Source organism: Xenorhabdus innexi, from assembly GCF_002632485.1.
In the GTDB taxonomy this organism is placed as follows: Bacteria; Pseudomonadota; Gammaproteobacteria; order Enterobacterales; family Enterobacteriaceae; genus Xenorhabdus; species Xenorhabdus innexi.
Window position 1 is genome coordinate 23,864 of sequence record NZ_NIBU01000005.1, and the last position, 21,136, is coordinate 44,999.

Genomic DNA, 21,136 nt, shown 5'->3' on the forward strand with positions numbered 1-21,136 from the left:
AATATTATTTTAGCAACCTATGTCAAATTTTTACGCTCTGAATGCGTTTTCTGATGCTCATCACTCACTAACCAAACAGGTGCAGTAACACAGGAAACAGAAAAGGAGCCACCAACGAAGTGATAATTCCGCAGGTCATTAGAGCCAGTGAGCTGTATGCACCTTCCACATGATCTATTTCGGCACATCGCGCTGTTCCGACGGCATGAGAAGCTGTCCCCATTGCCAGGCCTCTGGATGCTTTAGTTTTAATCTTCAGGATATTAAACAGATTATGACCAAAGATAGCTCCCAGAATACCGACAGCAATCACACAGGCTGCACTAATTGCCGGAATGCCGCCAATGGAATGAGCGACAGCCATCGCTATAGGTGTCGTAACTGATTTCGGTAATATTGAAGCGGCAATTTCAGGTGTGGCTCCGGCCCAAAAAGCGATAGCTGTACCCGTTATCATTGCCGTAATACTGCCGATGAAACAGATACTGATGAGGGATTTCCATTGAGCACGGATTTGATGGAGTTGTTCATACAACGGAAAGGCCAGAGCAACAACGGCAGGTTGTAATAAATCATTCAATATCTTGCTGCCAGCAAAGTAGTGCTTATAAGGTGTGTGAGTCAGTAACAGCAAAGGAATAATAACCGCCATTGATATCAATAAGGGATTGAAAACAGGAAACTTGAGCCGGACGGCTAGTTTTTTGGCAACATAAAAAACAGACAGCGTTAATGGTAGTGACCACCAGATATAGCTTAGCATTTCTTGTTGTCCTCCTGCTTTGAAGGCTCTGTCTGGTCGGAACCGATAATAATACGTTCGCGATGAATATAGTGAGAACTGTAAGCAACGGTAATCATGACAATAACAGTACTGATAATACAGGAAAGGGCAATCGGGAATACCTGCTGGCTGAGTTGTGGATAATATTCCATGACACCAACTCCGATGGGTAGAAAGAGCAGAGTCATATTTTTCATCAATAAATTACAGCCCGGTTTTACCCAATGTGTAGGAATAATCTGGAATGCCAGTAAACAGAACAGAAGAAGTAAACCAATAATGCTGCCGGGAAGAGAGAAGGGGAGGTGTGCTGAGGTGAAGTTTCCGACAATGAGGCATAAATAGAGCAGTGAAAATGCGCGCAGATATTGCCAGCCGATCAGCAACACGTTCAGGAAAGACATAACGTATAATTCCTCAATATAAAGAGGGTTATCATACGACTAATATTATAAATGTGCTATATGTCACATTGAAATGCGGGCTTAAAAGGCCCGCATTCCTATGCTTAATATCAGTTTTTTAGCCTGATTACGCCGTTAATTATTTAACCTGCATACCCGGCTCGGCGCCGCTGTCCGGGCTTAACAGGAAAATTTCTTTTCCGCCGGGGCCTGCTGCCATCACCATGCCTTCTGAAATACCAAAACGCATTTTACGCGGAGCAAGGTTAGCGACCATCATAGTCAGGCGGTTTTCCAAGGCTTTTGGATCGGGATAAGCTGAGCGGATACCAGAGAAGACCTGACGGGTTTCACCACCAAGGTCAAGTGTTAATTTCAGCAGCTTATCTGAACCATCAACAAAATCAGCCTGCTTAATCAATGCGATACGCATATCCACTTTGGCGAAATCATCAAATGCGATGGTTTCCTGAATTGGATCATCAGCCAGAGGGCCAGTCACGGTTTTTTGTGGTGCAATGCTTTCTTTGGAATCAGCAACCATGGCTTCAACTTTAGCCATTTCAATACGGTTAAAGAGTGCTTTAAATGGTGAAACAGCATGATTCAGCAGTGGCTGTGAAATTCCGTCCCAAGTCAGCTCAGTATTCAGAAATGCTTCTGCGCGATCAGCCAGACTCGGAAGAATAGGCTTCAGGTAAGTCATCAATACGCGGAACAGATTAATACCCATTGAGCAGATAGCCTGAAGATCGGCATCACGGCCTTCTTCTTTCGCGACAACCCACGGTGCCTGTTCATCAACATAGCGGTTAGCGAGATCTGCCAACGCCATAATTTCACGTACAGCCTTGCTAAACTCGCGGTTAGTGAGATCGTCTTCAATTCCCTGTGCCGCATCAACAAACTGTTGGTACAAAGCCGGATCAGCAAGCGTATCTGCCAGTTTGCCGCCAAAACGTTTATTGATAAAACCGGCATTACGTGAAGCAAGGTTGACTACTTTATTGACGATGTCACTGTTGACGCGCTGAACGAAATCTTCCAGATTCAGGTCGATATCATCAATACGGGAAGAGAGTTTTGCCGCGTAGTAATAACGCAGGCAATCTGCATCCAGATGTTTAAGATAAGTTTCCGCCTTGATGAAAGTTCCACGGGACTTGGACATTTTGGTGCCGTTGACAGTAATGTAACCGTGAACAAACACGTTAGTTGGTTTACGGTAATTGCTGCCTTCCAGCATGGCAGGCCAGAACAGGCTATGGAAATAAACGATATCTTTACCGATAAAGTGGTACAGATCCGTTTTCGAATCTTTTCCCCAGAACTCGTCAAAATTCAGGTCGTCACGCTTGTTGCACAGATTCTGGAATGAACCCATATAGCCGATTGGCGCATCCAGCCAGACATAAAAATATTTGCCCGGCTCATCAGGGATTTCAAAACCGAAATAAGGCGCATCACGGGTGATATCCCATTGTTGCAGGCCGGATTCAAACCATTCCTGCATTTTGTTGGCTACCTGCTCTTGCAGGGTGCCGGAGCGAGTCCACTGTTGCAGCATATCGCTGAAGGCTGGCAGGTCGAAGAAGAAGTGTTCAGTTTCGCGCATTTCTGGTGTTGCACCGGATACCACTGAACGCGGGTTGATCAATTCTGTCGGAGAATAAGTTGTTCCGCAGACTTCACAGTTGTCGCCATACTGATCTTCTGACTTACATTTCGGGCAGGTTCCTTTGACGAAACGATCCGGCAGGAACATGCTTTTTTCCGGGTCGAAAAGCTGAGAAATAGTCCGGTTTTTGATGTAACCGTTTTTCTTCAGTTTCAGATAAATGTCGGATGCAAGAGCTCTGTTTTCTTCGCTGTGGGTAGAGTGATAGTTATCATAACTGATCTCAAAACCAGCAAAATCCTGCTGATGCTCCAGATGCACTTTGTCGATCATTTCTTCTGGCGAGATCCCGGCTTGCTGAGCTTTCAGCATGATGGGTGTACCGTGAGCATCGTCAGCACAGACAAAGTGAACCTCTTTGCCGCGCATTCGATGATAACGAACCCAAATATCAGCCTGAATGTGTTCTAAAATGTGACCGAGATGAATTGGACCGTTAGCATAGGGTAACGCACAGGTCACCAATAATTTTTTCGCGACTTGAGACATAGTTAGGATCTGACTTCCATAAATTAAAAAGGGTTTTTGATGTTACCCGATAAGAAGCATTGCCGCTAGGGTAATGCGAGAACTTCATCACTTTTGTTTGTGTCCTTATCGCAAGCTGTTTGCTTCTGTTATGATGGTCAGACAGTTTTAGGTTGAAAAAGAAAATTAAAAGGAGCCGGGATGAACTCACGATCCCCCGAGCAGACCAATCCTGACCTGCTGAGAGAAAGCGTTGCGAAAATACTGGCAACATTTAAGCATCCTACATTAGAACAAGATTTGGTGACTCTGAAAGCACTGCATCATTGCACAGTGCTTGATGACATATTGCATATTGAACTCATGATGCCGTTCGTATGGAAACGGGCTTTTAACTCACTGAAAGAAGAAACAACTCAACGCTTACAAAATGCGACTGGCGCAAAAGGTGTTGAATGGCGTCTTTCCCATGATATCTGTACATTACGCCGGGCTAATAACCTGCCGGGAATTAATGGCGTCCGCAATATTCTGGCTGTCAGTTCAGGAAAGGGCGGTGTGGGGAAATCCAGTACGGCGGTGAATCTGGCACTGGCTTTGGCGCAGGAAGGCGCAAAAGTCGGTATTCTGGATGCCGATATTTACGGCCCGTCAGTTCCCAGTATGCTCGGAACAGCCAAGGAGCGCCCGACTTCACCTGATGGTCAGCATATGGCCCCCATTATGGTACACGGGATGGCGACAAACTCGATTGGTTATCTTGTCACCGATGATAATGCCATGGTCTGGCGTGGGCCGATGGCGAGTAAGGCGCTTATGCAGATGCTACAGGATACTCTGTGGCCTGATCTGGATTATCTGGTCATTGATATGCCACCGGGAACGGGTGATATTCAGTTAACACTATCCCAGAATATTCCGGTGACAGGCGCTTTAGTTGTTACCACGCCACAGGATATTGCTCTGATTGATGCTATGAAAGGCATTGTGATGTTCCAGAAAGTCAGCGTGCCGGTATTGGGTATTATTGAAAATATGAGCACACATATCTGTAATAACTGCGGACATCATGAAGCGATTTTTGGCACAGGAGGCGCGGAAAAACTGGCAGAAAAATATGAGTGCCAGTTGTTAGGTAAGATCCCGCTGCATATCTCACTGCGTGAAGATCTTGATCGCGGAGAGCCGACAGTTATCAGCCAGCCCGCCAGTGAATTTGCCGATATTTATCGGGAAATTGCTGCTAATGTTGCCGCTAAAATGTACTGGCAGGGAGAAAAAATCCCGACGGAAATTTCTTTCCGGGCTGTCTGATGTCAGGCATTGAATAAGAATGTTTTAATTAAACGCCATCATAATTCATATGTTCCATAAGATGGCGTTTTTTAGTTATTTTTCTTTTTCACACAAGTGATTGTAGAATTTTTATGCGAAGCGTATCGAAAAAAACGCGACTTATCCTGTTTACGCTGGCATAGCGACCGCTAACTCCCTATAATCCGCCAAACATAGCATGAAAGAATGCTATTTTTCCCACTTTATTTTTTCTTTTTAATCAGGTTATTTTTAGTATGGCTGATGAAGCACATAAGTGTACAATCGTAGGCATTGCAGGTGCCTCCGCTTCGGGCAAAAGCCTTATTGCCAGCACACTTTATAGAGAATTACGGGCTCAGGTTGGCGATCACAATATCGGTGTTATCCCAGAAGATTGCTACTATAAAGATCAGACTAACACCCCGCTGGAAGAGCGCTATAAAGTTAATTATGACCATCCGAGTTCAATGGATCACGATTTACTGTTCGAGCATATTCAGGCATTGAAAGCCGGTAAATCCATTGAATTGCCCCAATATGACTATGTTGCTCATACCCGTAAATCAGAATCCATCCATTTGCAACCTAAGCGCGTTATTATCCTTGAAGGTATTCTATTATTAACGGATAAGCGTTTGCGTCAGGAGCTGGATTTTTCTATTTTTGTTGACACACCATTAGATATTTGCCTAATGCGTCGCATTAAGCGTGATGTAAATGAACGTGGTCGTTCATTGGATTCAGTCATGGAACAATATCAGAAAACTGTCCGCCCAATGTTCCTGCAATTCATCGAACCATCAAAACAATATGCAGATATTATTGTTCCCCGTGGCGGCAAAAACCGTGTGGCTATCGATATACTGAAAGCTAAGATTGGCCAATTTTACGAATAACCTATTACTCAGGTATTCATAAGAATTATCGTATTTTGAGAGGAAATAATGCGACTCTGTGACCGTGACATTATTAAATGGCTTGATGAAGGTAAACTGGTAATTACCCCACGTCCCCCTGTCGAACGTATTAATGGGGCAACTGCGGATGTTTGCCTTGGGAATCAGTTTCGTGTTTTTCGTGGTCATACTGCTGCTTATATTGATTTGAGCGGCCCTAAGACTGAAGTTAATGCAGCGCTTGATCGTGTCATGAGCGATGAAATCAGTTTGCCGGATGGAGAGGCTTTTTTTCTGCATCCCGGCGAACTGGCATTGGCAGTAACACTGGAATCTGTCACATTGCCTGCTAATCTTGTTGGTTGGTTAGATGGGCGTTCATCTCTGGCTCGTCTTGGGTTGATGGTGCATGTCACTGCTCACCGGATTGATCCGGGCTGGCATGGTCAAATTGTTCTTGAATTCTATAACTCAGGGAAATTGCCGTTAGCCCTGCGCCCCGGAATGGTCATTGGTGCCTTAAGTTTTGAACCGCTTTCAGGTGATGCTGAACGTCCTTACAACCGACGTCAGGATGCCAAATATAAAAATCAGAAAGGAGCTGTAGGGAGCCGAATCAGCGAGGACTAATCTTTTCTGCTAAAAATATCGGTAGAATAGTCATTTGGTGAAAATAATCATCTTGTGGGCATGAGACTGGGGAAGCCATGAAAAGATTGTTAACGACACTCATTATTTTGTTAGTGGTAGTGGTTGCAGGTCTGACGGCATTGGTCATACTGATTAATCCGAACGATTTTCGTCACTACATAGTTAAACAAGTACAAAAAAAGAGTGGCTATCAGCTCGTGTTACAGGATGATTTGCGTTGGCATGTCTGGCCAAAACTGAGTATTTTGACCGGACAGGTATCGCTGACTGCTCCCGGAGCGCAACAGCCTGCGATTGTGGCAGAAAACATGCGTCTGGATGTTGAATTACTGCCACTGTTATCTCATCAGCTGGCGGTTAAGGAAGTTATGTTCAAAGGGGCTGTTTTTCACCTTACACCAGATAGCCAGCCACAGCAGAAACCTGAAGCGCCCATTGCTCCCGAAGGTGATATTCATTATCCGGCAGAAGGTAGTGCTCATAGCTGGAAATTGGATATTGACAGGATCAAAGTAGAAGACAGTTTGCTGATTTGGCAAATTAACGCCCATTCGCAGCTAAACATACGGGATATTAACCTGCTGATGAAGCGTCAGGATAAGAATCACCTTAATCTTGAGCTGAATAGTAAAATCAATAAAAACCAGCAGGAATTTGCCTTTGAATTTGATGCTGATATTAATATTGCTGATTATCCGCAGCATGTAACAGGTGATATAAATTCGTTTAAATATCAGTTCACAGGTGTTGGTGTACCCCCGGAAGGCATTACTGGGGAAGGGGCAGCAAATCTACAATACGATGCTTTTTCCTCATCCGTTTCATTACAAAAAATTGCGCTTAAGATGAATGAGAGCGAACTGACAGGTGGTGTGGATATTAATCTGAAAGATAAACCTGCCTATTCCATCAGTTTATTTTCATCACAATTAAACTTAGATAATCTGCTGGGCTGGGATAAATTATCCAAAAACAGTTTTCAGGAAAAACTTGATTACCGGATTGAAAATAATTCAGTAAAACCTGTGATTGCAAAGTCGGTTTCACCTTTATCAAATTATGATCTCAGTTTCCTGAAAGAGTTTGATGCTCACTTGTTACTTAAGGCAAAGAAATTTATTTATCAGGGTATGGATATTGATAACTTTGTTTTAAAGGCGGTTAATAACGAAGGAGTAGCCGATATTTTAAGGCTGAGTGGTAATGTATTCGGAGGCTATTTTGCGCTTCCCACAACCATTGATGCAACAGTCAATCCGACTAAACTGCATACGAAGCCCTTGTTACAGAATATTGAATTACAGCCGTTGCTGCAAGTTTTGGATTTACCGTCAGTATTCAGTGGGCAGTTGGCATTAGACGGGGATCTTTGGGGTGACGGGTATGACGAATATGCGGTTGCTCATTACTGGCAGGGAGATCTGAACGTTAATCTAAAAAATGCGCGTATGGATGGGCTGAATATTCCGATGCTGATCCAGCAATCATTTTCAAGAGTCACCGATCAGGTTAAACCGCCTACGAATACCCAGAGTTTTACTGGCGTACAAAATCTGTCAGTAAAAGCAAAACTGGCACAAGGTGAAATTAAAATTAACAGGCTTTCTGCAACTTCTGATACTGCAAAAATTGAAGGGCAGGGTAAAGCAAATTTACTGAAACAGAATATTGATGTTGCATTGTTGGTGCAATTAACCGGTGGTTGGGAGCAAAAAAACGAATTAGTCAGCCACTTAGAGAAATTAAAAGTACCATTGCGTGTTTATGGTAATTGGAACAATTTGCAATACGCCCTTAATGTCGAATCAATATTGCATGATGAATTACAACAAAAAATTAAACAATCCATAAAAAACTGGCTTGATAATAATGATAGCAGTAAGAATAAGAAAAAAACTGCTGAATAATAGGTCATTTTAACCTCATCAGGTGATTAATCTGCCAATCACCTGATGAGAATTAAAAGGGTATTTTACTTTTTATTTCTGTTAATACCCTGTCACTTCATAATAAAACTCAGGAATCCAACCTAACTGTGGTGTGGTAACGGATATGGTTAAAGTATCTTTCGATAATCCTACCCCATCCGAATTACTTCTTTGTGTTTTAACATCAGCCAGATGGCAGGGGCCTTGGCTATCAAAATTATTACAAACGATACTGGCATGACATGAAATAATGCCATTGGACAAGCTGATAGGTAATCGAATTTTGTAATAATTGGTATAGTATGTTATTCCGCCAATCATTGATGCATGTTCTGGTTTAATCGGGGCACTGGCTATAGCCATTCCGCTTATTTGTGTGACCTTCCCAAGATTAATGATCGTAGCATCTTGCCCGCTGACACTGGATTCAATCTTTAATCCAATCAAATCACCTAATCCAATATTTCTTACGAACGCGTTTTTATCCGGAATATCGGCACCATTCTCATCTTTTGCCAGTCGGCCGTCCGCGTTTTTTGTGACTTTGTCTATACGGGAATCAATTTCGCTTTTACTATAAGCACCTACATCGAATGCAGTGAGGGCTATATCAGTGAGTAATGCCTTATTATTCACTGTACGAGTTAATGGAACTTTGCCATTGACATTATTATTGGCATCATTTGCCAGTTTTCTGACGGCATTAATTTGCTGATCAATTTCTCCTTTAGCATAGGTATCAACATCCGATGCATTCAGCATGATATCGGTTAATAATGCTTTATTATTTATTGTGCGGAACATGGGGACTTTGCTGTCGGCATTATTATTGGCAGAATTTGCCAGTTCCTTGATGCCATCAATAAGTTGCTCAGTCTCTTCTTTATTATAAGCCCCCACATCAGACGCCATCAGTTTGATATCATTTATTAATTCTTTTCCGTTTATTCGGCGGGTGAGAGGAACTTTGCTTTCGGCATCTTTAATAGCAGTGGTGGCATTGTGGTTGGCGGTCTCAGCCAGTTTCATGGCTTGTGAAACTTCGTGCAAGACCGGTTCATTGTTGGCCTGAATGCGGGTGTCGGTCTCTTCCTTGCTGTAGGCTCCGACATCAGACGCCATCAGCCGGATATCATTGTTCAGCGCATGGTCGTTGATGGTACGGGTGAGCGGAACTTTGCTTTCGGCATCTTTAATGGCAGTGGTGGCATTTTGGTTGGCGGTCTCAGCCAGTTTCATGGCTTGTGAAGCTTCGTGCAAGACGGATTCATTGTTGGCCTGAATGCGGGTGTCGGTCTCTTCCTTGCTGTATGCCCCGACGTCAGACGCCATCAGCCGGATATCATTGTTCAGAGCGTGGTCGTTAATGGTACGGGTGAGCGGAACTTTGCTTTCGGCATCTTTAATGGCAGTGGTGGCATTTTGGTTGGCAGTCTCAGCCAGTTTCATGGCTTGTGAAACTTCGTGCAAGACCGGTTCATTGTTGGCCTGAATGCGGGTGTCGGTCTCTTCCTTGCTGTAGGCCCCGACATCAGACGCCATCAGCCGGATATCATTGTTCAGCGCATGGTCGTTAATGGTACGGGTTAACGGCACCCATTTCTTCCCAGCATTTTCCGGATTGGCTAAATCATAGGCTTTCTGTGCCAGCTCATGAATTGATTTCACTGCTTTCGGTGTTGCTGCGTGAGTTTCACTATTACTGTCTACAGCACTGCTCAGAATGACAAAACCTTTATTTTTTAATGTGGCATCAGGATGATTACGACTTTCTGCGTGATCTCTGATTTTACCTCTGACGTAGCTACGAGTGGCTACGCCGGAAATTAACTCCGCTATCCAACCCGTTAAGTTTCTATCACCAATCGGTAAAATCATCCGAACTGTTTGTTCCTGCATTTGTGATTTGTACAAAGCAGCGCAGTTTCCGACAGCGATTAGCGTGTTATCTTCATCGTACAGACCTATTTCGCGGATCCACCAGTTCCCCTCATTTTCCGGAATTACCTGTTCAACAATAATTTGATTAGGGTTATTGGGATCGATGAACAGCCTGTCAATTTCTGCACGGTGTTTTTCATTTATCAACTGGCTTTGATCTGCATTAGGCATGGGTAAATGCCCATCACCAACAGCCATATGTGTTATCTCAAGTTTATTGCCTGAAGTTGCTGCGTTTTCCAGTTTATTGGCACCTGAATCCGTCAATAATGCAAAATATTTATTACTCATGTAACCCCCATATTTATTAATGACAAGTCAATGAAGTAAGACATACAATTGCATACATAATATTTTTCGGCTTAATTATCTGAAAATTCACATTAAATCGATATAATAAAATTTATCAGAACTAAAAAAACCGACAGAATGCCGGTTTTTATTAGTAAATGAGAGTGATAGCTGAATAGATTATTCGACTATATCTTCTTCCGCTTTCAGCGATGTGATTTTCACCTTGTTGATACGATGGCTGGTTATCTCCATTGGCTCAAAAAGATATTCACCGATCTGTAGCTGTTCGCCCAGTTGTGGGATATGTTGCAGATGCTCCATCAACAAACCTGCCAATGTCTGATATTCGCGTTTTTCGTCCAGCGGTAGCGGAACATAAAGCACTAAATCATCCAGTGGCATGAATCCATTAGCAATCCAGTCACCTTCTTCCGTGACCTGAATATCATGACGGGCATCTATTTCTCCACTGCCTACCGGCAGGTTTCCTGTAATCGTTTCCACTACATCTGTGACTGTAACGATACCTTCAACAGAGCCGAACTCATCAACAACAAAAGCAAAATGTGTCTGAGCCTGACGGAATTGTTCTAATGCCTGAAGCAAAGAAAGGGATTCAGGAAAAATTAAAGGTTGTTGTACTAATTGACGCAAATCAAATGGATTATGAGTAAGCTGCTGATCAAGTATATCAATGACGTGCACAACTCCCAGTGGTTCATCACTGGTTTTTTCATCTGTTACTACAATCCGTGTGTGTGGCTTCTGTTTCAGTAGTACAGCCAGTTTGTCAGTGGGGGAATGAACGTCAAGGTAAACCACATCATGGCGTGAAGTCATGATGCTGCTGACCGTGCGTTGTGCAAGGCTGAGAACACGGGCAATCATATGCCTTTCCTGTGGCTCAAAGACTTCTTTATGCTCCTCATGATCTGCAATCAAATTGGATGCATGATCATCCAGACTCGCACTTTCACGCTTACCATTTAAAATATGAAGGACTGCTTCCGCCGTTCTTTCACGTAATGAACGGGAAGCACTGAGGAACCTGCGGCGATTAAACTGGGCGAACTGATTGAGTGCTTCAATGACAATAGAGAAACCAATGGCGGCATAAAGATAGCCTTTTGGAATGCGATAACCAAATCCTTCTGCTACCAGACTAAAGCCGATCATCAGCAGGAAACTGAGACATAATATCACTATGGTCGGGTGCGCATTGACAAACTTTGTTAGTGGTTTACTGGCCCATATCATCAGGATCATTGCGATGATGACAGCAGCAACCATGATACCAATGTGATCAACCATGCCGACAGCAGTAATCACAGAGTCCAGAGAGAAGACTGCATCGAGAACAATAATCTGAACAACAACTGCCCAGAAACTTATTCCTTTACGCTGTTGGTTTGTATGCAGGTTTTTCCCTTCCAGCCGTTCATTCAATTCCATTGTTGCTTTAAACAGCAGGAATATTCCCCCAGTCAGCATAATTGAATCGCGGGCGCTGAATGAATGACCCCACAGCGTCAGCAATGGCGTTGTCAGGGAGACAAGCCAGGAGAGGCTGAATAACAGGATAAGTCTCATTAACAGAGCACAGGATAAGCCCGTCAGTCTTGCTTTATCCCTTTGTTTTTCTGGTAGCTTGTCTGCCAGAATGGCAATAAATATTAAGTTGTCAATGCCAAGAACAATTTCTAAAACGATAAGTGTGGCCAGACCTGCCCATATCGTCGGATCAGCGATCCATTCCATACAGTTTATTTTACCTTTTAGTGTGACGGCGTTTGCCGACCACTGAATAATGAGGATTGGTTGGCAAAATATCAATAGCTGATTTATTGCGGTTGGAAATTTTTTCAGCAAAAAAGCAGTATGACGATATCGATTGCATCAATAACTATCCTCAATACCCATTCATGAGTTAACATGTGATCTCATTAACAAATTGTCTACTATATTTTGTTGTATTCAACATTGTTGCATGTACAACATTTTAGTAGATAGCAGTCATTATCAGACGGGAGTTATTCATGTCCAAACAACAGATCGGTGTTGTCGGTATGGCGGTTATGGGTCGCAATCTGGCGTTGAATATTGAAAGCCGTGGCTACTCTGTATCTATTTTCAACCGCTCCAGTGATAAAACTGATGAAGTTATCGCTGAAAATCCAGAGAAAAAATTAGTTCCAAGTTATTCCATTGAAGAATTTGTCGATTCTCTGGAAAAACCGCGCCGTATCTTATTGATGGTTAAGGCCGGTGAAGCTACGGATAAAACTATTGCATCTCTGACGCCACACTTGGATAAGGGTGACATTCTGATTGATGGCGGCAATACCTATTTTCAGGATACTATCCGCCGTAATCGCGAGTTATCTGCGCAAGGCTTTAACTTCATCGGTACAGGGGTTTCTGGTGGTGAAGAAGGTGCATTGAAAGGGCCTTCAATTATGCCGGGTGGGCAAAAAGAAGCCTATGAACTGGTTGCGCCGATTCTGAAAGAGATTGCTGCTCAGGTGGATGGTGAACCTTGTGTGACTTATATTGGCTCGGATGGCGCAGGTCATTATGTGAAAATGGTTCACAACGGTATTGAATATGGTGACATGCAGTTAATTGCTGAAGCTTATTCTTTATTGAAAAATTCCCTGAACCTGACTAACCAGGAACTGGCAGATGTCTTCAAGGACTGGAATCAAGGTGAACTGAGTAGCTATCTGATCGAAATTACGGCTGATATCTTCCTTAAGAAAGATGAGGAAGGTAAATATCTCGTTGATGTGATTCTGGATGAAGCAGCCAATAAAGGAACAGGTAAATGGACCAGCCAGAGTTCTCTTGATTTGGGTGTTCCGGTAACACTGATTACTGAATCCGTTTTCGCCCGCTACATTTCTTCTCTGAAAGATCAGCGTGTTGCAGCATCTAAAGTCCTGTCAGGGCCGGAAGCACAACCATTTACAGGTGATAAAGCGGAATTTATTGAAAAAGTCCGCCGTGCGTTATATTTAGGCAAAATCGTCTCTTACGCACAGGGCTTCCAACAACTGAAAGCCTCTTCCGATGAATACAACTGGGATCTGAATTATGGCGAGATCGCTAAGATCTTCCGTGCGGGTTGCATTATCCGTGCTCAGTTCCTGCAAAAAATCACAGATGCTTACAACGCAGATCCGGCTATCGCTAACCTGTTGCTGGCACCTTATTTCAAACAAATCGCTGATGAATACCAGCAGGCGCTGCGCGATGTTGTTTCCTATGGGGTACAGAATGGTATTCCTACGCCAACATTCTCTGCTGCCATCTCGTATTATGACAGCTACCGCTCCGCAGTCCTGCCAGCCAATCTGATTCAGGCACAGCGTGACTATTTCGGTGCGCATACCTACAAACGCACTGATAAAGAAGGTGTGTTTCATACTGAGTGGTTAGGATAATAGTAAGTTAATATTTGACGATTATTACTCATAAAGGTGCTGAGTTTCTCAGCGCCTTTTTTGTGGATAGTTTCTTAGCAGAAAATTCAGGGTATGATTACTATTTCATTAGCTTGTGGGCAGCATGTTCCAGCCAATGCGCAATGCTGGCACCAAACGTGTGGTGTAACAATATCATGATCATGCTGATGATAATAACCAGACCAAGGATTATAAAGATAGAAAAATTATTCATAGGATAATTGCTCATCTTGCCTGGTTAAATCATAGCATGATTGATTGTTTATTAATCTGATTTTGATTATTTGTTAATCTATCGTTGATTAATAACCTTCCTAAATGAAATTAATTCAGGGTTGGCGATGCGGCGGTAATCTTCTGTATTTAAAATGATTGAACGTTCCAGACTGCCAGCGTTAAACGCCAGCTCATCGTAGCGTTCAAATAAAAATGGGTCGGCAACCAGTTTTAAATCAGGATGAAAGCTAAAAGGTGGTATGGCACCAAAAACACAGCGAGTTAATTCGGAAACTTCCTTCGGGCTTGCCAGTGATGCTCTATTGCCACCTGCTTGTTTGGCAAGAAGTGCCAAGTCAGCCTGCTGATCGGCGGGTAAGATTGCCAGAATATACTGACGGCAGTTATTTCCTTTAACATGACAGACTAACCCTTTTGCTCCCTGACCTAAGTATGTGCCACGTATTTTTGCCACTTCTTCTGATTTCCCACCAGTAGCATGTTCCATCACCCGATAGCGGGCCTTGTTAGTATCAAGTAGGGTGGTAAGACGCTCAAAAATATCATTCTTAAACAAAATGCTCTCCTGATTTTTGTACTATTTTATTTGTTTGATTATTAAGGTAATTTTTATCATTTTAAAGTTTGGTGAATTTCCGTTTATTTTTTATTCCTACACTTGTGATTGTTGATTTGAATCAAAATAACTGATGTAAATAAGTGCGAAATTATAAATCACTTCTCTTATCAAGATTTGAGATCCCTCAGTAAAGTCTAAGGAGTTCCTAATGGCAATATCAACTTTCTTTATCCCACCAGTGAATAAAATCGGTGAAGGGTGTCTTAATGAAGCCATTCAGTTAGTCAAAAATTATGGTTATAAGCAGGCCCTGATTGTTACTGACCGAGTGTTGAATGAGATTGGTATTGTTGGGAACGTTCAGAACTTATTGACTAATGTAGGGATAAAAAGTGCGATTTATGATGGAACAAACCCTAATCCAACTACGATTAACGTCGAAGAAGGGTTAGCTATTCTGCATCAGTATGATTGCGATTTTGTGATTTCGCTGGGGGGAGGATCGCCGCATGACTGTGCAAAAGGTATTGCATTGGTTGCAGCGAATGGTGGAGATATCCGTGATTATGAGGGTGTTGATGTTTCTGCAAAACCTCAGTTGCCGTTGATAGCAATTAATACCACGGCAGGTACAGCCTCTGAAATGACACGTTTTTGTATTATCACGGATGTAGAGCGCCACATTAAAATGGCAATTGTGGATAAAAACGTGACGCCTGTTTTATCTGTCAATGATCCTTCTCTGATGATTGGTATGCCGAAAGGGCTGACCGCAGCCACGGGTATGGACGCGCTGACTCATGCTGTCGAAGCCTATGTGTCTACGGCTGCTAATCCTATTACTGATGCCTGTGCGCTGAAAGCAGTTGAAATGATCAGCAGTTATTTACGTCGGGCTGTTGAAGATGGCAGCGATGTGGAAGCGCGGGAAAAGATGGCTTATGCCCAATTTTTAGCTGGTATGGCATTCAATAATGCTTCTTTAGGGTATGTTCATGCGATGGCTCACCAGTTAGGTGGTTTCTATGATTTGCCACACGGTGTTTGTAATGCAGTGCTGCTGCCTCATGTACAGCGCTTTAATGCAAAAGTTGCAGCATCCCGCCTGAAAGATATTGCCACTGCGATGGGAGCTGATGTTGCGAATATCTCCGAGCAGGAAGGGGCTGAAGCCTGTATTCAGGAAATCCGTCGACTGGCAAGAGATGTTAATATTCCGTCCGGTTTAACTGAATTGAACGTCAAAGTGGAAGATTTGCCTGTATTATCAGCTAATGCATTAAAAGATGCTTGCGGATTCACTAATCCAATTCAGGCATCACATGAAGAGATTGTGGCTATTTTTGAAGAGGCGATGTAACTATTTTTTTCCGTTCAATACTATCTGTTCAATAACTATCTGTTCAATACTATCCGTTCAATGTAATGCGTTAAGTATTATCTGTTGAATGAACCGTTAAACAGGGTATGAAATTTCTCTCCCTGATTCGGCTCACTATCCAGCCAGAGATAGACCTTAGTCAAAAAATGCCACTTCGTTTTATTTGGTTAAAGCCATTTAACGAAGTGGCTCTGTTTTTTAAAACGTTATTCCTCAGCAGAAGGCGATTTGTTGTCTTTCACTGAATGTCTTTTCTGTAATTGACGGATAATACAGCTCAGATCTAAATTTTGATCCTGAAGTAACACCAGCAGATGATAGAGCAAATCAGCAGCTTCATTAGTGAGTTCTTCCCGGTCATTCACCGTTGCTGCTAACGCTGTTTCTACGCCTTCCTCCCCAACTTTTTGCGCAATGCGTTTTGTGCCACTGGCATACAGGCGAGCAGTATAGGAGCTGTCGGGTGAGGCATTTTTCCGGCTTGCCAATATTTGTTCTAATTGATAAAGAAAACTCCATTCTGTTTGTGCTGGGCCAAAGCAGCTTTCAGTTCCTTTATGGCACGTTGGGCCGATAGGGTGGGCAAGGATAAGGAGAGTGTCGTTGTCACAGTCAGGGTAAATCTCGGACAACTCCAGAAAGTGACCAGAACTTTCACCTTTAGTCCATAAGCGTTGTTTAGTGCGTGAAAAGAAAGTGACTCTGCCGGAATCCAGCGTTACATTCAGGGCTTCTCTGTTCATATAGCCCATCATCAGTACGGTGCCAGAGATGGCATGTTGCACGATCACGGGCATCAGGTTATCTACTTTTTGCCAGTCTAATTTTTCGATTTCCTGTGATGTTAATGGTGCTATCTTTAACATATTCTTACCTCGACCCCTTGCGCCGCCAGATAGTGTTTCAGTTCGCCAATATTAATAATCTGTTTATGGAAGACAGAAGCAGCCAAGGAGCCATCAACATTAGCGTGTTTAAAGGCATCCAGAAAATGAACCGGAGCACCTGCTCCCCCTGATGCGACTAAAGGTACAGAACAGGCTGCCCGAACCCGTTGAAGCTGGGTAAGGTCATAGCCATTACGAACGCCATCCTGATTCATCATATTCAGGACAATTTCACCGGCACCACGTTGTTGTACTTCTCTGACCCAGTCCAGAGTCTGCCATGCGGTTGCTGTGGTACGTTTTTCATCTCCGGTAAACTGATATACCTGATAGCTGTCACTTTTCTCATCAAACCATGTATCAATACCAATGACGATACATTGAACGCCGTAACGTTCAGCCAAACGGTTAATCAAAGAAGGGTCTGACAGAGCCGGAGAATTGATTGAAATTTTATCTGCACCAAATGATAAAATTTGCCCGGCATCTTCAACTGTTCTGATCCCGCCTGCGACACAGAAGGGGATATTTATTACCTCAGCGACTTTTGCAACCCAGCTTTTATCCACAACACGGCCATCAGAGGAGGCGGTAATATCATAAAATACCAGTTCATCAGCACCTTCCTGAGCATAGCGTTGCGCAAGAGGCACAATGTCACCGATAATTTCGTGATTGCGGAATTGTACCCCTTTGACTACCTGTCCATCACGGACATCAAGGCAGGGAATTATGCGTTTTGCCAGCATTCGATAGCCTCCTTCAATGTAAATTTTCCTTCAAGCAATGCGCGTCCGACAATGACACCTGTAACACCAGATGCAGGTAAAGAGGAAATATCGGTCAGACTGCCGATCCCTCCAGATGCCTGAAATGCAACCTGTGGATAGTGTTGACTGATTTCCTGATAAAGTGAAATATTCGAGCCGCTCAATGTGCCATCGCGGGAAATATCAGTACACAGCACATGCTTCAGGCCAACAGGAAGATATTGCTCAATGACCTGCTCCAGTGTTGCTTCGCTGTTTTCCTGCCAGCCACTGATAGCAACCCGTTTAATACCGTCGGGACTAATGCGGACATCCAGTGCTAAAACAATGGATTCCGCGCCATATTTCTGAAACCACTGTTTAACTAATGCTGGCTGTGTGATTGCCGTTGAACCAATGACTACCCGGTTTGCTCCGGCTTCAAAAAGGGCTGCAACATCGCTTTCTGAGCGGATGCCTCCTCCGACCTGTACCGGAACAGATACCCCAGACAGTAGTTCGCGTAACAGTGAAATCTGGCGTCTGGCCGGATCTTTCGCACCGGTCAAATCCACCAGATGCAGCAGTTTGGCACCTGTTTTTTCATATTCCTGTAAACGGGATAACGGAGAACTGCCGTAATTCCGGCGCTGGTCATAATCCCCCTGATGCAAACGGACAACATTGCCATCGATTAAATCTAATGCAGGTATAATCATGGGGTTACATCTCCAGAAAGTTTTTTAATAGCTGTTCTCCTGCTGCACCAGAACGCTCAGGATGGAATTGGACACCAAAAAAATTGTGTTTTGAGACCGCACTGCTGAATGGGGAGCCATAATCTGTTTGAGCAATGGTGTATTTGCCAACGGGCAGTGCATAGCTGTGAACAAAGTAAAAATAGGCGTTATCTTCAATGCCGTGAAACAGAGGATGGCCTGATTGGGCATTGACCTGATTCCAGCCCATATGAGGTAACGGCAGGCCAGAAGTTGCCATTTTTTTGACTGGAGAGCTGATTAATTTCAGTAGCGGGATATTGCCGCCTTCTTCACTGATTTCAGCCAGAAGCTGCATTCCCAGACAGATACCCAGAACAGGTTGGGTAAGAGATGTGATCAGAGGGATCAACTCTCGTTGCTGAAGCTGGGTCATTGCTGACGCCGCTGTACCGACTCCCGGTAAAAGCAGTTTTTCGGCTGATCTAACAACATTTGCATCAAGACTGATGACTGGCTCATACCCCAGCCGACGAATGGCGTAGGCAACGGAAGCAAGATTGGCACAGCCGGTATCCAAAATAACAACTTTCATCATTATTCTCTCTTATAAAACACCTTTAGAGCTGGGCAGGGTATCGCCTTCTACGCGGATAGCCTGCCGCAGTGTGCGACCAAAAACTTTAAACAGACTTTCGGCACGATGGTGATCGTTTTTACCTTTCGTTTTCAGATGCAAGGTACATCCCATGGTATAAGAGAGGGAACGGAAAAAGTGTTCGATCATTTCTGTGCTCAAATCCCCGACACGTTGATGTTTAAACTCCGCTTTATACTCAAGGTGCGGTCTGCCGGAGATATCCAGAGCGCATCGGGCAAGACATTCATCCATTGGAAGGGTAAAACCGAAACGGGCAATACCCAGTTTGTCACCCAAAGCCTGTTTCAGGGCTTCTCCCAGAGCAAGGCCTGTATCTTCAACAGTGTGATGATCATCAATATAGAGATCACCATCAACTTGAATATTCATGCGAAAACCGCCGTGAGTGGCTATCTGATCCAACATATGGTCAAAGAAACCGACACCTGTATTAATACGGTTTTTCCCTTCACGATCCAGCCAGACTTCAATCTTGATGGCTGTCTCTCTGGTTTTGCGGCTTACGCAGGAATAACGATCCTGACGGGTTAATTGTTCACAAATTGCTGACCAGCCGAACGATTCTGCATGATAGCGGAGACCTTTAATTCCCATATTCTGAGCCAATTGCAGGTCAGTTTCCCGATCACCAATGACGTAACTGTTTTTGAGGTCTAATATTCCGTCAGCCAGATATTTTTCTACTAACCCGAGTGTTGGTTTACGGCAGTTACAGCCATCTTCTGGTTTGTGAGGGCAGATTAGTACTTCTTCAAACTTAATTCCCTGTGAAGAAAGAATTTGCATCATCAGTGCGTGCGGCGGTTCAAAATCAGCCAGTGGAAAACTGTCTGTGCCTAATCCATCCTGATTAGTGACCATGACCAGTTTATAACCGGATTTCTGTAAGGTCAGCAGAGCTGGGATCACTCCGGGTTCAAATGCCAGCTTATCAAGGCGATCAACCTGATAATCAGTGGGTGGCTCAGTGATCAACGTGCCATCACGGTCAATAAAAAGTATTTTCTGGCTCATGGATTCTCTGTTTCCTGTACTTGTTGATTTTGTTTGCAAAGAGCATCGATAGCGGTGATCAGTTGCTCACATTCACTACGGCTGCCAACAGTAATACGCAGGCAATTTTCCAGTTCCGGCTGTTTTTGTTGATCACGCAGAATAATGCCCTGATCCCATAACGTTCTGAACACAAAATCAGCATTGGTGAATCGCACCAGAATATAGTTGGTTTCACTGGGAAAGACTTTTTCCACTAATATCAGCTTATCAAGTGCATCCTGTAGATAAGCCCGATTGGCAATTGTTTCTTCGACCCGCTCCTGCATTGCCCGTATGCCCTGAGCAGTCAGAGCCTGTGCGGCAATATCGGCAACAGGCGTGGCAAGGGGATAAGGTGCAATCACTTTCAACATTAGAGCGATAATATCGGCAGAAGCCAGCGTAAATCCACATCGTAGCCCTGCTAAAGCAAAAGCTTTCGAGAGGGTTCGCAAAATTACCAGATGCGGATACTCTTTTAGCCAGTGAGTGGTAGTATTCTGCGGACTGAATTCGATATAGGCTTCATCAATGGCAACGATGGCGCGGTTGCTGGCCAGTTCGAGGATCTGGCGTAATGCAGAAGAGGAAATCAGATTGCCTGTCGGGTTATTCGGGCTACAGATATAGATTAATTTGACGTTATCCAGATTATTTTTGATGGCCGTTATATTTGGCTGCCAGTCTGAACCTGCAAGGATCTTTTTCTGTGCAACGCCGAAAGTTTCCGCACTGACACCGTACATTCCATAGGTTGGCGGGCAGAATATAACAGCATCTTTGCCCGGTTCACAAAAGGTGCGGAGCAGTAGTTCGATAGCTTCATCTGCTCCGCGGCTGACAAGTACTTGCTCTGGTAGCAAGCCAGCATAATCAGCATAGCGCTGAATAACGGCCGCAGGCTGGCATTCAGGGTAGCGGTTAAGTGTTTTTTCAGAAAACTGAAAATCAGGTGCAGCGTGATATTCATTGGCATTTAACCATATATCACCATTGCCACCCAAACGACGGGCTGACATATAAGGGACTAATTTGCGGATATTTTCTCTTGCCAGTGAAGTGACATCAAAAACAGTGCTCATT

The 21,136-nt window shown here is 43.8% G+C and carries 18 protein-coding genes; 6 read left to right on the plus strand and 12 right to left on the minus strand.

Going from position 1 to position 21,136, the window contains the following annotated elements; translation table 11 throughout:
• Window positions 1–67 precede the first annotated feature (67 nt).
• The 3 genes from Xinn_RS03185 to metG form a co-directional block, all read right to left on the minus strand.
• Complete coding sequence (locus Xinn_RS03185) at window positions 68–763, minus strand: CidB/LrgB family autolysis modulator (protein ID WP_086953696.1); 696 nt, start codon at window positions 761–763, stop codon at window positions 68–70.
• Window positions 757–1,188 carry a CidA/LrgA family protein gene (locus Xinn_RS03190; RefSeq protein WP_086953695.1) on the minus strand — a complete coding sequence of 144 codons (432 nt, stop codon included), beginning with the start codon at window positions 1,186–1,188 and terminating at the stop codon, window positions 757–759. The genes Xinn_RS03185 and Xinn_RS03190 overlap by 7 nt, the downstream gene beginning before the upstream one ends.
• Before the next feature lie 139 nt (window positions 1,189–1,327).
• The gene (gene metG / locus Xinn_RS03195) at window positions 1,328–3,355 is read right to left on the minus strand and encodes a methionine--tRNA ligase (RefSeq protein ID WP_086953694.1); all 2,028 of its coding nucleotides are present in this window, start codon (window positions 3,353–3,355) and stop codon (window positions 1,328–1,330) included.
• 180 nt (window positions 3,356–3,535) lie between these two features.
• Between metG and apbC the strand changes: the two genes are divergently transcribed.
• The 4 genes from apbC to asmA all read left to right on the plus strand — a co-directional run bounded on the left by apbC (window position 3,536) and on the right by asmA (window position 8,105).
• Window positions 3,536–4,648, plus strand: a complete 1,113-nt coding sequence (gene apbC, locus Xinn_RS03200) for an iron-sulfur cluster carrier protein ApbC (RefSeq protein WP_086953693.1) — start codon at window positions 3,536–3,538, stop codon at window positions 4,646–4,648.
• 257 nt (window positions 4,649–4,905) lie between these two features.
• On the plus strand, window positions 4,906–5,547 hold the full coding sequence (gene udk, locus Xinn_RS03205) for a uridine kinase (RefSeq protein ID WP_086953692.1): 642 nt from the start codon (window positions 4,906–4,908) through the stop codon (window positions 5,545–5,547).
• 48 nt (window positions 5,548–5,595) lie between these two features.
• Window positions 5,596–6,177: a dCTP deaminase gene (gene dcd / locus Xinn_RS03210; RefSeq protein ID WP_086953691.1), complete on the plus strand. Its 582-nt coding sequence runs from the start codon at window positions 5,596–5,598 to the stop codon at window positions 6,175–6,177.
• Window positions 6,178–6,254: 77 nt separating this feature from the next.
• Window positions 6,255–8,105 carry an outer membrane assembly protein AsmA gene (asmA, locus tag Xinn_RS03215; RefSeq protein ID WP_086953690.1) on the plus strand — a complete coding sequence of 617 codons (1,851 nt, stop codon included), beginning with the start codon at window positions 6,255–6,257 and terminating at the stop codon, window positions 8,103–8,105.
• A gap of 81 nt (window positions 8,106–8,186) precedes the next feature.
• Here asmA and Xinn_RS03220 read toward each other — a convergent pair whose 3' ends face one another.
• Both Xinn_RS03220 and Xinn_RS03225 read right to left on the minus strand, forming a co-directional pair.
• Window positions 8,187–10,358 (minus strand): phage tail protein, encoded by a 2,172-nt coding sequence (locus tag Xinn_RS03220; RefSeq protein WP_086953689.1) that lies wholly within the window; start codon window positions 10,356–10,358, stop codon window positions 8,187–8,189.
• 180 nt (window positions 10,359–10,538) lie between these two features.
• Window positions 10,539–12,119 carry a TerC family protein gene (locus Xinn_RS03225; protein ID WP_086953688.1) on the minus strand — a complete coding sequence of 527 codons (1,581 nt, stop codon included), beginning with the start codon at window positions 12,117–12,119 and terminating at the stop codon, window positions 10,539–10,541.
• A gap of 278 nt (window positions 12,120–12,397) precedes the next feature.
• Between Xinn_RS03225 and gndA the strand changes: the two genes are divergently transcribed.
• Window positions 12,398–13,804 (plus strand): NADP-dependent phosphogluconate dehydrogenase, encoded by a 1,407-nt coding sequence (gndA, locus tag Xinn_RS03230; RefSeq protein ID WP_086953687.1) that lies wholly within the window; start codon window positions 12,398–12,400, stop codon window positions 13,802–13,804.
• Window positions 13,805–14,117: 313 nt separating this feature from the next.
• On the opposite strand, the gene Xinn_RS03235 is transcribed toward gndA, so the two are convergent.
• The gene (locus tag Xinn_RS03235) at window positions 14,118–14,618 is read right to left on the minus strand and encodes a YbaK/prolyl-tRNA synthetase associated domain-containing protein (RefSeq protein WP_086953686.1); all 501 of its coding nucleotides are present in this window, start codon (window positions 14,616–14,618) and stop codon (window positions 14,118–14,120) included.
• 211 nt (window positions 14,619–14,829) lie between these two features.
• Here Xinn_RS03235 and yiaY point away from each other — a divergent pair, with 211 nt between their 5' ends.
• A complete protein-coding gene (yiaY, locus tag Xinn_RS03240) occupies window positions 14,830–15,981 on the plus strand; it encodes an L-threonine dehydrogenase (protein ID WP_086953685.1) in 1,152 nt (383 codons plus the stop codon).
• Window positions 15,982–16,208: 227 nt separating this feature from the next.
• Here the strand turns inward: yiaY and hisIE are convergent, their stop codons facing one another.
• Genes hisIE through hisC form a run of 6 tightly spaced genes read right to left on the minus strand, consistent with a single transcriptional unit; the run spans window position 16,209 to window position 21,135 of the window.
• Window positions 16,209–16,868, minus strand: a complete 660-nt coding sequence (hisIE, locus tag Xinn_RS03245) for a bifunctional phosphoribosyl-AMP cyclohydrolase/phosphoribosyl-ATP diphosphatase HisIE (protein WP_086953684.1) — start codon at window positions 16,866–16,868, stop codon at window positions 16,209–16,211.
• Window positions 16,862–17,638, minus strand: coding sequence for an imidazole glycerol phosphate synthase subunit HisF (gene hisF / locus Xinn_RS03250; RefSeq protein ID WP_086953683.1), 777 nt, complete (start codon window positions 17,636–17,638; stop codon window positions 16,862–16,864). Before hisF ends, hisIE begins: the two co-directional genes overlap by 7 nt.
• On the minus strand, window positions 17,620–18,357 hold the full coding sequence (gene hisA, locus Xinn_RS03255) for a 1-(5-phosphoribosyl)-5-[(5-phosphoribosylamino)methylideneamino]imidazole-4-carboxamide isomerase (protein ID WP_086953682.1): 738 nt from the start codon (window positions 18,355–18,357) through the stop codon (window positions 17,620–17,622). Before hisA ends, hisF begins: the two co-directional genes overlap by 19 nt.
• A 4-nt stretch (window positions 18,358–18,361) precedes the next feature.
• Window positions 18,362–18,952, minus strand: a complete 591-nt coding sequence (gene hisH, locus Xinn_RS03260; RefSeq protein ID WP_086956453.1) for an imidazole glycerol phosphate synthase subunit HisH — start codon at window positions 18,950–18,952, stop codon at window positions 18,362–18,364.
• 12 nt (window positions 18,953–18,964) lie between these two features.
• Complete coding sequence (hisB, locus tag Xinn_RS03265; RefSeq protein WP_086953681.1) at window positions 18,965–20,032, minus strand: bifunctional histidinol-phosphatase/imidazoleglycerol-phosphate dehydratase HisB; 1,068 nt, start codon at window positions 20,030–20,032, stop codon at window positions 18,965–18,967.
• Window positions 20,029–21,135 (minus strand): histidinol-phosphate transaminase, encoded by a 1,107-nt coding sequence (gene hisC, locus Xinn_RS03270; RefSeq protein WP_086953680.1) that lies wholly within the window; start codon window positions 21,133–21,135, stop codon window positions 20,029–20,031. Before hisC ends, hisB begins: the two co-directional genes overlap by 4 nt.
• Between the last annotated feature and the right edge of the window lies 1 nt (window position 21,136).